General features: G+C 51.2%; 11 protein-coding genes. 10 read left to right on the forward strand and 1 reads right to left on the reverse strand.

Annotated features, from left to right (window positions below):
- The 7 genes from map (at position 1) to BLW29_RS00370 (ending at position 4027) form a co-directional block, all read left to right on the forward strand.
- Positions 1-747: a type I methionyl aminopeptidase gene (gene map, locus BLW29_RS00340; RefSeq protein WP_090975349.1), complete on the forward strand. Its 747-nt coding sequence runs from the start codon at positions 1-3 to the stop codon at positions 745-747.
- Between the two features lie 37 nt (positions 748-784).
- Positions 785-1354, forward strand: coding sequence for an SF0329 family protein (locus tag BLW29_RS00345; RefSeq protein WP_090975350.1), 570 nt, complete (start codon positions 785-787; stop codon positions 1352-1354).
- A gap of 87 nt (positions 1355-1441) precedes the next feature.
- Complete coding sequence (locus tag BLW29_RS00350; protein WP_090975351.1) at positions 1442-1960, forward strand: VanZ family protein; 519 nt, start codon at positions 1442-1444, stop codon at positions 1958-1960.
- A gap of 6 nt (positions 1961-1966) precedes the next feature.
- On the forward strand, positions 1967-2605 hold the full coding sequence (locus BLW29_RS00355; protein WP_090975352.1) for an HD domain-containing protein: 639 nt from the start codon (positions 1967-1969) through the stop codon (positions 2603-2605).
- A 150-nt stretch (positions 2606-2755) separates the two neighbouring features.
- A complete protein-coding gene (locus tag BLW29_RS00360) occupies positions 2756-3121 on the forward strand; it encodes a DUF6864 domain-containing function (protein WP_090975353.1) in 366 nt (121 codons plus the stop codon).
- Complete coding sequence (locus tag BLW29_RS00365) at positions 3118-3432, forward strand: hypothetical protein (RefSeq protein ID WP_090975354.1); 315 nt, start codon at positions 3118-3120, stop codon at positions 3430-3432. The genes BLW29_RS00360 and BLW29_RS00365 overlap by 4 nt, the downstream gene beginning before the upstream one ends.
- Before the next feature lie 151 nt (positions 3433-3583).
- Entirely contained in the window at positions 3584-4027 is a 444-nt protein-coding gene (locus BLW29_RS00370) for a cell wall hydrolase (RefSeq protein ID WP_090975355.1), read from the forward strand.
- Between the two features lie 68 nt (positions 4028-4095).
- Here BLW29_RS00370 and BLW29_RS00375 read toward each other — a convergent pair whose 3' ends face one another.
- Positions 4096-4752: a DUF1345 domain-containing protein gene (locus BLW29_RS00375; protein WP_256208243.1), complete on the reverse strand. Its 657-nt coding sequence runs from the start codon at positions 4750-4752 to the stop codon at positions 4096-4098.
- 194 nt (positions 4753-4946) lie between these two features.
- On the opposite strand from BLW29_RS00375, the gene BLW29_RS00380 reads away from it, so the two are divergent.
- The 3 genes from BLW29_RS00380 (at position 4947) to BLW29_RS00390 (ending at position 14152) form a co-directional block, all read left to right on the forward strand.
- A complete protein-coding gene (locus tag BLW29_RS00380) occupies positions 4947-5942 on the forward strand; it encodes a Gfo/Idh/MocA family protein (protein WP_090975356.1) in 996 nt (331 codons plus the stop codon).
- A 478-nt stretch (positions 5943-6420) separates the two neighbouring features.
- On the forward strand, positions 6421-12627 hold the full coding sequence (locus tag BLW29_RS00385) for an InlB B-repeat-containing protein (protein ID WP_090975357.1): 6207 nt from the start codon (positions 6421-6423) through the stop codon (positions 12625-12627).
- A gap of 331 nt (positions 12628-12958) precedes the next feature.
- On the forward strand, positions 12959-14152 hold the full coding sequence (locus BLW29_RS00390; protein ID WP_090975358.1) for a glycoside hydrolase family 88 protein: 1194 nt from the start codon (positions 12959-12961) through the stop codon (positions 14150-14152).
- The last annotated feature ends 7 nt before the right edge of the window (positions 14153-14159 follow it).

Raw genomic sequence — 14159 nt, forward strand, 5'->3', positions numbered from 1 at the left:
GTGACAATTGGATCTCAAAACGATATCGATCGTTTGAAAGAAGTTGGCAAGATCGTTGCATTGACGATTGCTGAAATGAAACGGCATGCACATATAGGAATGACAACAAAGGAACTGGATGATATTGGAGGACAGTTTTTGAAAAGGCATGGAGCTGTCTCAGCACCAAAGTCAACTTATAACTTCCCCGGCAATACCTGTATTAGTGTTAATCGCGAAGTTGCCCACGGAATTCCGGGAAGTCGTAAAATTCGACCTGGTGACTTAATCAATATCGATGTATCTGCCGAACTTGGCGGCTATTATGCAGATGCAGGGCACTCTTTTACGATCGCGCCTTCCGTTCCATCTTTAACTCGTCTCTGTCAATATACGCACGATACAATGATGAAAGTAATCTCTTCGCTGTCGCATGGAGTGAGATTGAATGAGATTGGAAGAATTATTGAAATCGAGGCTGCAAAAGGCGGCTATAAAATGATAAAAAATCTGTGCAGTCACGGTGTTGGGAAATCCCTGCACGAGGCACCGACAGAGATCCTTCCGTATTATAACAAGCATGATAAACGCCTATTAAGAGAGGGCATGGTTATTACAATCGAACCTTTTTTGTCTACCCGTGCTGATTATGCCATTGAACAGTCGGATGGTTGGACTTTATGCGTCCCAGACAATAGTTATGTGGCACAACATGAACATACGATTATCATTACAAAGAACCAACCCATTATCGTGACTGTAGCATAAACCTGTACTGCTGTCTCACAGAACATCGGAGGATACTATGTCTTGGAGTAAATTGAAACAACAACTGGAGAGTTTTCTTAGTCCTGCATTAATTGGCAGGGTCGAATACCGTGCAACAAGCTACCGTTATTCACCTGATAAAGCAGGTCATTGTTATATTGCGGTCGATAAGAAGAATGTGCTCAATATGAATGATTTAACGACACTAATTAAGTGGTATCAGTCCGAGCAGGAAATTAAGAATGATTCTGCTATTCAAATTCCGATTCATCAAGATGAAATCGAAGCAATCAGGAAAGAGACCAAGGGTCTGGTTCCGGAAGAGCGTCTGCAAGTCATTGCGAGAGGTAGAAGAATATCCGAGCTTGCCAAAGAGCTCCTGTCCGCACAGTCAACATTAAGCAAATCAAACTTTACTGTAGAAGCTACTAAGTTCTTAGCCCGATCTATAGAGGAAAGCATGGAGAGCAATGAGATCTTACTAAATATTCTGGCTCTGGTGGATAGACGAGTTGGAAAGAAGCGGATACTAAATATGAGCGATACAATAAAGTTAAAGCATCCAAGCGTGCAATATTTTTATGAGCTTCGCCTCAGCACGTTGTAAAGTCATTTTAAGAATAATTTTATCATTACCCCCACTCCTATTTAATAACTTTTCCTTATCATTAGTGAATGATGAGGAGGATGGGAAATGGATAACAAGAGTAGGACTAATTTGTTCATTCACGGGCTGTTTGTTTTATATATGTATGCTTTAATCAAAATCATTTTGTTTAAGTTCGGCTCAATCGACGTGACATGGCTTGGGATGCAGCTGAAAGAGAGTTTAACAAACCCTGCCCATTTAATCGATCGATTGGAAAGCGGAAATCTGGTTCCCTTTAAAGAAATCGCCACTGCAATTCATGTACAAACGAGTCATAGTCTTATGAACTTGTATGGGAATATCTTGATCTTCATTCCACTCGGGTTTTTCATCGGTTTGATGTCCCTGAACAAACGCTCGACTGTCTCCGGTGCTATCTTGAAATCATTCGGGGTTAGCTTATGCTTGGAGAGTTCACAGATCTTGTTCGCAATCGGACGATTCGATGTCGATGATCTCATTCTTAATGCAAGCGGCGGCTTACTTGGCTACGTAATCTTGCAAATGTTCGTATGGCTCATGAGAGCGATACCGATACGACCCGAAATGGAAATAAAGGAGTAATGGCAGATGTCGAATTATATAGCAGAGATTAAGATACCCGATAGTAAGTTAGCTGTTGAAGCAGCAGAATTATTGCGCGAGCATGGCGATGATCTCCTGTGGAATCATTCGAATCGTGTATTTCTGTTTGCAGCGATGAATGGGAACCAGAAACAGATTAAATACGATCCTGAAATGTTATATATCAGTTCATTATTCCATGATATTGGTCTCACCCCCGCATTTCGAAGCGATGACAAGCGCTTTGAGGTTGATGGGGCAAATGCAGCCCGTGATTTCCTCAGAAGTCGCGGTTTGCCGGAAGATTACATTCGGGTGGTGTGGGATGCGGTTGCCCTTCATACTACGATTGGAATTGTGGAATATAAGGAAGCGGAAGCGGCGCTGATGAATTTTGGCGTCGGATATGATGTGGTGGGGAAGAACTTCGATCTCATTTCAACCGAAATGCGGCAGCAAGTCGTTGATGCTTTTCCCCGGATCAATTTCAAACACCAGATCTTACATGCGTTTATGGAGGGCTTCAAACACAAGCCGGAAACGACTTCTGGCACTATTAATGCCGACGTATGCGAGATGCTTCTTCCTGGATATAAACGACCTAATTTCTGTCATAGTGTCCTACATTCCAGATGGGAAGAATAGAATCCCCATTAATCGATTAAAGCTTGAGCAATCAAGCTTTTTTTGCATGCAGAGGAACTGATCTTGGACGGATAGTCATGAACTCTCGCGCCTGCTCGTACACTGTACTAATAAGCTTGTACGATGACTAATCGCTGCGGAGGGATAACGATGAGAATAACGTCCGGCGGATTCGAAGCCGTGTATTATGGCCGAGTACTCGCTTACGATATGAATCCGATCGAAATTGTGTTGTCGGAAGAGAACGATCCGCTGACCTTCGTGTTCTGCATTGAAACGGAATCGGAACGAGATGACTTCATGACGGATATCAGTCTGGTCCGTTACAATGAAGTCCGCATTGCCTGCGTGAATTTTCCGAGGGGGAAGCCGATCGGCAATCAAGATATGATTCATCTCGGCGTGTTGAACAACCGAAAGCTATCGTTGCGTTACGAAGTGACCATTAATTACGATACGACATCCTGGGCACTGGCCTTCACGTTCTTCTCGGGTGAGGGGGTAGGGCCTGCATGAATAAACTCGAAATTCAAGATCCGCGTGTAGCCAGTAAGATCATCGCGGCGAATGCGGAGAATGATAAGCGCAAGGCGGAGCTTGGATTCCTCGGCAAATTTTTCGGTTCAGGCGAAAATGTAAGACTGTATATCGTCGGTACGATCACGCTCGGCGTACTTCTCATCGCGCTGGTTTATACCCTTATCCCTGACCAATATCGTTCGCCAGACTTTGGTTTGAAGGAAATGTGGACGCTAGTTGTTCTTCCGGTCGAATCGACGATTATCGGTTATTTAATCGGATCGAGAACGAAGGAAACCGGGGGTTAGGTTCGTTCATCATGCCTCTATATGAAATCCGTGCGACAGCATGTACGAATCGAAAAGGCCATCCCGCCGAGGATGGTCCTTTCTTGTTAGACTGTAACACATCCGCTTCACCTACAATATGATGAGTCTAGAAATCTAAAGAGGTGAGCCGATGGGAGTCGTAAAAGCCAGGAAGCAGGACATTGATATGCTGGCAAGGTTGCTTCGAGCTGAAGCTGAGACCGAAGGCGAGAAGGGCATGCTCCTTGTTGGAAATGTTGGCATTAACCGTATACGAGGGAATTGCTCTGACTTTAAAGATATTCGAACCATTCCCCAAATGATCAACCAGCCGCATGCCTTCGAGGCGCTGCAGCATGGTTTGTACTATCAAGGCGCAAGAGAGAGGGAGCGCCGCCTTGCACAACGAGCTGTGAACGGGGAGCGAAATTGGCCGGGCAAATTCTCGCTGTGGTATTTCCGTCCAGGGTCGTTCGACAATCCGGGACCTTGTCCGCCGACTTGGTATAATCAGCCGTTCGCAGGACGATGGAAGAAGCACTGCTTCTATGAACCGACCGGGCAAGAGTGTGAGAATATTTACAACACGTTTTAACGTCTTTGCAGCAGAAGAACAAGGAGCAGTTTGCCAGTAGGCAGCTGCTCCTTGTTTCGTTGCACGCTTTAGGCGATGTTTATGGCCCGCGCTGCCACTACAGCGACAATGACTAGTGAAATGCAGGATTGGACCATCATAATGAGCTTTGCTCTACTCGACAAAACCATCGTATCCGTAGGACTGAACGCGGTGTTTGTGTTAAAAGCTAGATATAAGTAGTCCAGAAACAGGGGTATCCATGCCGCCCAACCTGCGATTTCAAAGGTCATCTGCGGGAATAAAAAATCGGGACGATCGCTTGTGCCGCTGTGTCTCTTGAAAGGACCGCCACGGTCGATTTCCCAATACCAGACGGCGAACACGCCAATGTTGCATATCCATAACAAAGCGGCGCTGCCAATCAGATCAGACGCGGTAGTGCTATGATTGAACAAGGCATATAACAGAAACACCAAGCTGGTAACCAGTCCCAATGTAATCATGCCTGCCAAACCAAACCCAAGTATCCGTGTCCAGGTATGATGACCTCTCAGCACACTGACGGTCATCGGTACAAGCAGCATGGAGAGGATAAGAATCATGATCCAGCTCGGGAATACGTTTAATTTCTCGGAGATGAGACTAAGCAGCAGCCCGATGATGACGACCGCCACGGAAGACGCGGAACGGGGGATGCGGATATGGTGATGCTGTTCCGATGAGCGGGTTTGCTTCTCCGGCAAGGGTTTCACCTCGTTTTCGAATTCGTCTATATCTAATTATTTATATCATAGCATACAGTTGGGTTCAGCAATCGGGACACGTTTGTTCAATGGACAACAACAATGAATGTGGGATAACTTGACCGAAAACGCTTTCCAATCCTCTTCGAATCGGTTAAGGTGGAGTTATCTGAGAGGAAAAGGGGACTTTACTCATGCCAGAACAACGTATTGTGAAATGGGGCATCATGGGCCCGGGTGGCATTTCGGACAACTTCGCGACGGAGCTGCCGCACGCACCGGGTGCAGAGCTCGTCGCCGTCGCTGGACGCTCGCTCGACAAGGCGCGTGCATTCGCCGATAAATTCGGCATTCAGCGCGCTTATGGCAGCTGCGAGGAGCTCGCAGCCGATCCAGACGTCGAGATCGTATACATTGGTACGCTGCATCCGATCCACAAAGAGAATGCACTGACGCTGCTGCGCGGAGGCAAGTCCGTGCTCTGCGAGAAGCCGTTTACGATCAATGCTGCCGAGGCTAGGGAGATTGCGGACCTCGCCGAGCAGAAGGGTCTCTTCCTAATGGAAGCGATGTGGACGAGGTATCTGCCTACGATCGTCAAGGTTCGAGAATGGCTGAACAGCGGCGCGATCGGCGACGTGCGCATCGTGAAGGCCGAGTTCGGCTTTGACGCAGGCTGGAATCCCGAAGGCCGACTGCTTAACAAGGAAAAAGGCGGCGGCACATTGCTCGACGCCGGAATTTATCCGGTTTCGTTCGCGTCGATGGTGTACGGCGGAGAGCAACCTTCCACGATTTCGAGCTCCGTTATTATCGGTGAGACCGGCGTGGATGAGCAGTTCTCGCTGCTGTTCGATTACGGCGGCGGCCGCAGCGCCAGTCTACACAGCTCGGTACGACTGTCCATGACCAACGAGGCCGTCATCTATGGCACGAAGGGGCGGATTGAAATTCCGAGATTCCTATTCGCCAAGGCCGCGACGCTGCATGTGAACGGCGAGGAGCCGGTCGACTTCAAGCACGAGCTCGAACCGTCCGGCCACTTCTATCAGGCTATCGAGGCGATGGAGTGCCTGCGCGAGGGTCGCAAGGAGAGCGAAGTCTTGACTGTCGACGAGACTGTGCGCATTATGGAGACGCTAGACCGGATCCGCGAGCCATGGGGACTTAAGTATCCAAGCGAAGCGTGATCGGTCAGTCTAGGCGTATGAAAAGGAAAGACGACGAGTATAGGCTCTTGTCGTCCTTTTTTATGCGCTCTACAGTGTTGAAAATAGTTCGCGGACGGCTCTAAGCTATTTGTCTTTGAGGAGACGCATAGCATCAACAAAGAGAAGTCGGATAACACCGGCTTCTTTTTTTTGTGTGAAATCAGACCGCAGAGGATGATCTCTTATTCTAGTAAAGCTATTAAAAGTAAACGAAAGGCAGTGAAATACAATATATACCACCAATAGAATGTGTTACCTTATACGCACCGGGCTCGACGTCAATAGGGAGCGCGCCAGCTTTAATGACCACTGCATGATCCATTACAAACAGGAAGGAGGAATATTCGAAGGTTTCCGAACGGGATTCACGGTACATCAACTTGGAACAAGTACTTTTCTTTCAAGCTCGCTGAGAATGTTCTCGCAGGGAACACCATTTGTATAAGGGGGATAATTGATGAAACGAAGGCTAGTGGCAATTATGATTATTGCAATCATGATGTTGACGAGCATCCCGATTCCGGCTTTTGCAGGTACTGCGGCGGGGATCGACGTATCCGTGACTGCGGATAAAACATCTGTGGTATCAGGCGATACGGTCACCTATTCGGTCACCGCCTCCAATAACGGCAGCAAAGGTACCTACAACAATATCAGCATTGTCGCAGGTGAGCACACCTGGGACATCAAACAGATCAAGAAAGGTAATTCGCAGACCTTTACTTTTATATCCACCTTCAATGAGCCGGGAGAATACTCGATTATAGGCAAAGCGAAGGACAAAAAAGGCAGCCTGATCTCTCAGTCCGGCCAACTGACCGTTACAGTGACAAACGCTGTCACCGACGACGACGGCTGGGTCACCATTGGCGACACGGAGGTCGTCGATGTGGAACGATCCTGGCTTGGCGCAAAAGGGGAGGATACGACCGCCGGCAACCCGTATCTGCTGTTCCGCGGTTACGACACTTATAAGGACTTCACGTCGTTTGAGCAAATCAGCGCAGCGAGTCCTTCCGGTTTCTGGCCTATACTTAGCCAAGCGGACAAGCTGATCCCGAATGGCAATACCGACAAGGTCTGGCGATCGGGAGCAGGCGGGGCATGGAATACGAACAGAGTGCTCGAGATCGAGCTCAAACAGCGGCATGATCTGGAGGAGATGTGGTTCTTTGACGGAGGAGCATACCGCCCTTCGGCTTATTGGAACTTTACGGATCCGAATAACCCAGTTCCCGACGTCCCGAACGATCCTGCAGGCGTGGGCAGCAAGTGGGAGGTCATCGGCGGGTCTATCAATGTGTACGGCTATCTGGAAGATGAGCAGAGATACGAGCTGCTGTTCTCCTATGATATGAACAACAATGACAGCTGGGTGAAGGCAGACCTCAGCGATCTCAGCAATTTTGCCAACCATACCAACCTTACCTATGAGGAAATTAAGAGAGTCTCGAAAATCAAAATCGAAAAAGTGAGCGAGGATAAATACCACTGGTGGGAAGGCGCGGACGTATACAGAAACTTCGACACCGATGTAAACCTTTCAAGCTTTGTCATGGTCGGCAAGCCTATCACCCGCAGCAAGGTTGCGGCGGTGCAGAGGTCTTGGCTCGGCAACGACGGCAAGGCTGAGGGCGATGGGTCGCCTTATCTGCTGTTCGACGGATACGAGAACTATAAGGACTTCACGACGTTTGAGCAGATCAGCGCAGCGAGTCCAGCCGGCTACCGGCCCGTACTCAGCGAACAAGAGAAAGCGCTTCCGACCAACGACAGCGTATGGAGAACAGGCGAGGGCGGCAGCAACAAGCTAGAGATCGCACTCAATCAGAAGCATACGCTTCAGGAGATGTGGTTCTTTGACGGCGCGGAATATGGCGCCACATCAGATGCCATAGCGGACCAGCCAAGCGAGTGGCAGGTCGCCGGCGGTTCTGTCAAAGTGTCCGCTTATGTGGATAACCATTATGTGGAGCTGTTCACCTATGCGATGAACAACGACGACAGCTGGGTCCGAATGGACCTCACCAACCCCGCCAGCTTCGGTGGCGGCTACAACTACGATGAGATTAAGAACACCTCGAAACTCAAAATCGAGAAGCTGAGCGGCGGAACATACAAATACGTTAATTTCGCGGACGATACGATTACGGTCGATCGGGACGTTAACCTATCCGAGTTCGTTATTCTGGGACTGCCGCTTGAACCGCTGATCGCGGATACCGGTAAAAGGGACATCGTTCCGATTGATTGGAACAAAGAACCTCAGACAGTGCCCGAATTCAACATTGACTTCGGTACGTCTGTCGGCACCAACAGCTTCTTCAATGACCCCGACCTTAATGGCAACGTCGTCCCGGTCAGCGGAACGACCAGAGAATACCACACGTGGGCTTGGACGGAATACATGGTCGGAAACGACATTGGCGCCGGCGACAACGATCCGCGTATGATCGACGATCCGGAGAAGCCGTTGGTGGCGTTTGTCAACACCTGGGGCGCTTTTGACGCTTTCTATAGAAACATGAAGGCCGCCGGTGCGTTGGTCTATCTGTGTCTGCAGAACCTGCATGTCGGAGACGCCGACAGAACGGACCCCGCGTACAACATGCCCAATTACCAGGGCGATGGGGACAGAGAGAACCCCAATTCCTATCTCGGTCACGCGATGAGCTTATGGCAGCACGTCGCTAGATACGGAAGCGCTAAGAGCACGGAGGAGGGCGGTACCGTCGATCCGGATCTGGTGCACGTCGCCCCCGGCACGCCCAAGGAAATCGGGTTGAACCTGATCGAAACGTATGAGAACGGCAACGAATTGAACCTCAAGGGCGTGAGCGGTTATGAGTTTGCGGCCATGACCAGCGCGGACTACGACGGCCACATGAACGCTATGAAGTCGTGGATCCACGATACGGACATCGATGTTAAGTCCCGGAGCGGGAATTACATCTATACCGAAGAAGCCACCGGCAAGCCTTATTCTGGCGTAGGCATCAAGAACGCCGACCCTAATGCCAAGCTGTCCATAGCTGGTGTGGGGGGCCTCGACCTCAAGTTCTTGGAAGAGATGACAGAGTGGTTCCTGACTTACAGAACCGCGGACGATTACCTGGATATCAACTATTTCCTCGAAGGGAGCTCGTACTACAGGAAACACGACACCGAGAAGACCAATCCCTACACCAGAGAGGAAGCTCTGCTGGGAGAGGAAAATCCTGAGGATCAGGCTAACTTCCTGTACAGGTTTGAGCAGTTCCCTGTTGACGTGCTGAACGTGCATCACTACACCCCTGACTCCAAAGACGTCGCGAACGGCAGGGCGATCGGCGGCGTCGCGCCCGAGGAAGATCAGTGGACCAACCAGACGTGGAACCAGGACGTACCCCTTGAGTACGGCATGAAGTGGGTTATGAATCTTCGCGCACTTTATTATCCCAAAGCCGAGGTGTGGCTTTCCGAGCTGGGCTGGGACAGCGCCCAAGGAACGGCGACCACCGCAAAAGCGAATCAGGTTTATTATCCCGGCGTCAATGCCGAGCTCGAATTGAATCCGGATCTTTATCCTAGCTTCTCCGGAGCAGACAATCCGGCAACCTTGCAAAACGTCGTCGGCGGTTTTGAGATTCAGGGCCGTTGGATGGTCAGGGAATTCCTGCTGCTGGCGTCATGGGGCGTAGATCGTGCCCAGCAGTTCATGCTGCGCGGTTCAGGAACGGGTACCGCCGGTAAATTCAATACCAGCGGGTATCTGGATACCCAAGACGTGCTGGGCGAGGGGCCTAATGCCAAGAAACCCGCATGGTACTATGTCACGGCTATGCGCAACTGGCTAGGCGACATGCGCTTCGAGAAGGAAGTGGAGACCCCAACCTATACAAAGAAAGTAGAAGCGTGGGATCCATCGGGTAATGCCTTCACCAATAACAATACGACGCCCGAAAATGCGCTGAACGTCCTTCGGTTCGGCTTCGAGGACGAGAACGCCGGGAAAGACGAGGAAGACAAGAATAACAACAAGGGCTACGCGCTCTGGCTGGGCACCTCCAAAGGTGATGTGGACGGCAACTATGTCGATTATGAGCTTGATCTGTCCGAAACACCTCTAGCGGATATCGAGGACATTACGCTGGTCGAGCTGGTGCGCAATAGTGAGACCGGTTCCACGACATCCATCAAGTCTCAGTTATCTGACGGAAAGGTGACCGTAAGAGTCACCGAAAAGCCGGTGTTCGTCATGGTGAACACGGGGGATAATCCGGAGCCTACGGCACATAACGTTACGATCGGCCAAGTGGAGAACGGAAGCATCACAGCTAATAAAGTTCAGGCGGTAGAGGGCGAACTTGTTACCCTTACTGTTGCTGCGAACACTGAATATCAGATGCAAATTGGCTCGCTCAAGGTCAACGGCAGCGCAGCTGGCTTGACCAGTCTCGGCAATAACAAGTACTTGTTCGCCATGCCTGGCGAGGACGTCACCGTGACGGTATCGTTCGTCGAGATAGACGCCAACGACGAATATGCTGTCTTGTATGACGAGAATTTCGACGCCCGAGTTAATGTCGGCGGAGGAGCGTGGGCTGGCGACAGAGCGGCTATTGTCGGCCGTCCACTAGGTGACGAGGGCGACAAGGCGGTTGAAATTACGCAAGGCGCAGGCAATAACCTGTATCAACTCCCAGGGATCTCCTTTGAATCCGGCGTCAACTATACCCTTGAGTATGACTTTAGAGGTGACGGCGGAATCGACGGAACCAGTTTTTATTTGAACGACAGCCAGAGGCTATTCGACGGCGATGCCCCGGTGGACGGCATGATGAATGTCCGTTCGGCCAGCACCTGGAGCGCGAAGACGTATACCCAGAACGAGTGGCACCATTTCAAATTGCAGTTCAGACATGACGGCGTGAAATGGTCGTTCACGCTGTACATTGACAACATCCTTATGGCTAACGGGCCCGTCGCAACTGCTACCGCTACCGGGAGCCAGACGGTGAAATTGAAAAACGGTTACCTTAGCGATGAAGGCGGCAAAGCGTACTATGACAACTTCTTACTCTATCGGGGTCAAGAAGAGGTCGTGAAGACGCCGCATAGCATCACGGTACCCGTTGTGATCGCCGGAGGTTCGGTTACTACGGACAAGGCAACTGCTAGTGATGGCGAAACGTTCACCTTGACGGTCGTCCCGGACGACGGCTATGCGCTGTCCTGGATCAAGATCAACGGAGTGGAGCAGACGCTTGCCAGCGGCAGCCATGTAATCCTCATGCCTGATGAGGACGTCGTCGTAACGGCTGCGTTTGAGGAGCTTGAGGTTCAATACACAGTCCTGTATGAAGAAAACTACGACTCGCGCAGTGCTCCCGGCGAGGTAGGCGGATGGGCTGGCACCGGAAGCGCGATTGTAGCCGCGCCGGGCGGGTCGGGCGGCAAAGCGCTTGAGATCACGCAAACCGACGGCAATAGTTTGTATCAATTCCCCGCGATCGCGTTTGAGTCCGGGATCGACTACACCTTGGAATATGACTTTATGGGCAGCGGCGCGAGCACCGGAAATGCCCTCTATAACGGGTGGAGTGAGAGATTCTATGACAGCGACGGCGGCAGTGACTCGAGCAAGCTGCAGCTGCGCATGTGGCAGAGCTGGATTGCAAAGTCGTATACGAAAGACGCGTGGCACCACTTCAAAGCGGAGTTTAAACACAACGGCGTGAAGTGGAGCGTAAAACTCTTCCTGGATGGCGTGCTCGTAGACGAGAACGATGTAAACGGCGCAGTTTCGCTCAATCAACAGCTGATGTTGAAGGTCGGCGGGGCAGGAGGTAAAAACTACTTCGACAACGTCGAGCTCTACCAAGGCCATAAATCGGGGGTCGCATACACGGTCACGGTACCCGGTGTGATCACCGGCGGCTCGGTCATCTCGGACAAGGAAACCGCGGCCGAAGGCGATAACGTCACGCTGACCATAGCACCACAAGTTGGCTACAGATTGAAAACACTTACGGCCACGCAATATGGCATGGAAGTGGCATTACCGCCTGCCGGCAGCAACAAATTCGCTTTCATAATGCCCGCCGGAAATGTCACCGTAACAGCTTCTTTCGAGACTGCTAACACTGCCCTGCTTGAGGAGAATTTTGACGCGTACAGCACTCCTGGCCAGGTTCCCGGATGGGCTGGCACCGGCAGCGCGATTGTCGCTGCTCCGGGCGGAGTGGGCGGCAAGGCGCTTGAGATCACGCAGACTGACGGCAATAGCATGTATCAATTCCCGGCGATGACCCTTGCGTCGAACGTCAACTACACGCTGGAATATGACTTTATGGGCAGCGGCGTAACCACGGGAAACGCTCTTTATCTCGGTTGGAGCGCGAGGTTCTATGACAGCGACGGCCCGGCGCAGGGCAGTGATTTGAATCTGCGTCCGTGGAACACTTGGGGGAATAAATACTATACCAAAGATGCGTGGCATCATTTCAAAGTGGAGTTTACCCACAACGGCACGAATTGGAACTTTACGCTCTATCTGGACAACGTCGCTGTAGCTTCTGGTCTTTGCGATGCGAATGTTACCGGAAGTGTGCAGCTGATGTTAAAGTTAGGCGCGACTGCTGCCGGCGGCAAAGGGTACTTTGACAACATCGTCTTCTACTAAGGTGAAACTTCAAGTCAGCTAAGGCCATAGAAGATAAATTCAACGGAACAAATAATGCGGGCTTGCGAGCATCGGGAGGTTCTCTCTCGTGAAAACGCAAGCCCGCGTTACGTGTTATTTGGTTACATCGCGTTCTTTCTCGATTTCAAGCCAACTAGTTCCCGTCAAAAGGTTATGAAAAGACTGCGATTCTTTAATTATTACTATAAGGTTCGGCAGTTCAGTGGTTTTATAATAGATACATCCGGCAAAGCCAGAGTAGTTTGCAGGCAGGGAAGCAAGCTGGAAACGCCATGGTAGTGAAACAAAATGTTGTCCAGGAGGCAGAAGCATGACAGAGCATAAGTTGCACCATGAATTGGAACGGGATTTGGGCTGGGTGCATGAGGCTTGGAGCAAGGCGGAAGCGAAAATCGGCCGGAGCGCGAGGACGATTGGAGCCGCCTTCCCGAATGGAACGACAAACGGACGTTACGTCAGGGGACCGGTGCACGACTGGGTTGCCGGCTTCTGGCCGGGACTGATGTGGACTGTGTACCGCGAGAATGGGGATGAGGAGCTGCGACGCGTCGCCGAAGCGTGCGAGCAGCAGCTCGCGGAGACGCTGCAGACCTACGACTTGCTGCATCACGATGTCGGCTTTATGTTCAGCTTGAGCAGCGTTGCTCAGCATAAACTGGCCGAAGCGTCAGGGCGCGGTGGAGATGCGGATGCCAAGCGGCATGCGCTCATCGCGGCCAACCTGCTTGCCGGACGGTATAATCCGCAAGGAGAGTTCATCCGCGCTTGGCCGAATTGGGACGAAGAGGATCATACCGGCTGGGCGATCATAGATTGTCTGATGAATTTGCCGCTGCTCCATTGGGCAGGTCAGGAGATCAAGGATCCTCGATATAAGCACATCGCAATCCGGCATGCCGATTCTGTCCTGCGCGATTTTATTCGTTCAGATGGTTCGGTCTGCCATATTATAAGCTACGATCCGGAGACCGGGGCGCCGATCGAGTCGCTGGCCGGACAAGGCTACGCGGCAGATTCTGCTTGGGCACGCGGAGCGTCTTGGGCACTGTACGGCTTCGCGCTTAGCTATCGTTACACGGGTGAAGCTCGGTATCGCGAAGCCGCGCTTCGAGTTGCTCGGTTCTTCGTCGCGCGGTTGCCGGGAGACGCCGTCCCGTACTGGGACTTCTTCTTGCCGGAAGCAAGTCAAGAGTCGATGCCAAGGGATTCATCTGCGGCGGCGATCGCGGCATCTGGTCTGTTGGAGCTGGCCGAGCTGCTGAAAGCGGACGGAGGAGCGGGAAACGAAGAGGATGCCAATTGGTGCGAGTCATCAGCCGAGCAGATCGTCAAGTCGCTGAGCGAACGCTATGCAGAATGGGGCGACGAGCATGAGGGCCTATTGAGGCATGCAACCGGTTACTACTCGCGCGGTGTTTATGTCGATGAATCTCTAATCTATGGCGATTATTTCTTCGTAGAAGCGCTCGTGAAGCTGAGGGGACGCAGGGAGTTATTCTGGTAGATGACGA

This window comes from Paenibacillus sp. CF384 (assembly GCF_900106745.1).
Classification (GTDB): domain Bacteria; phylum Bacillota; class Bacilli; order Paenibacillales; family Paenibacillaceae; genus Paenibacillus_Z.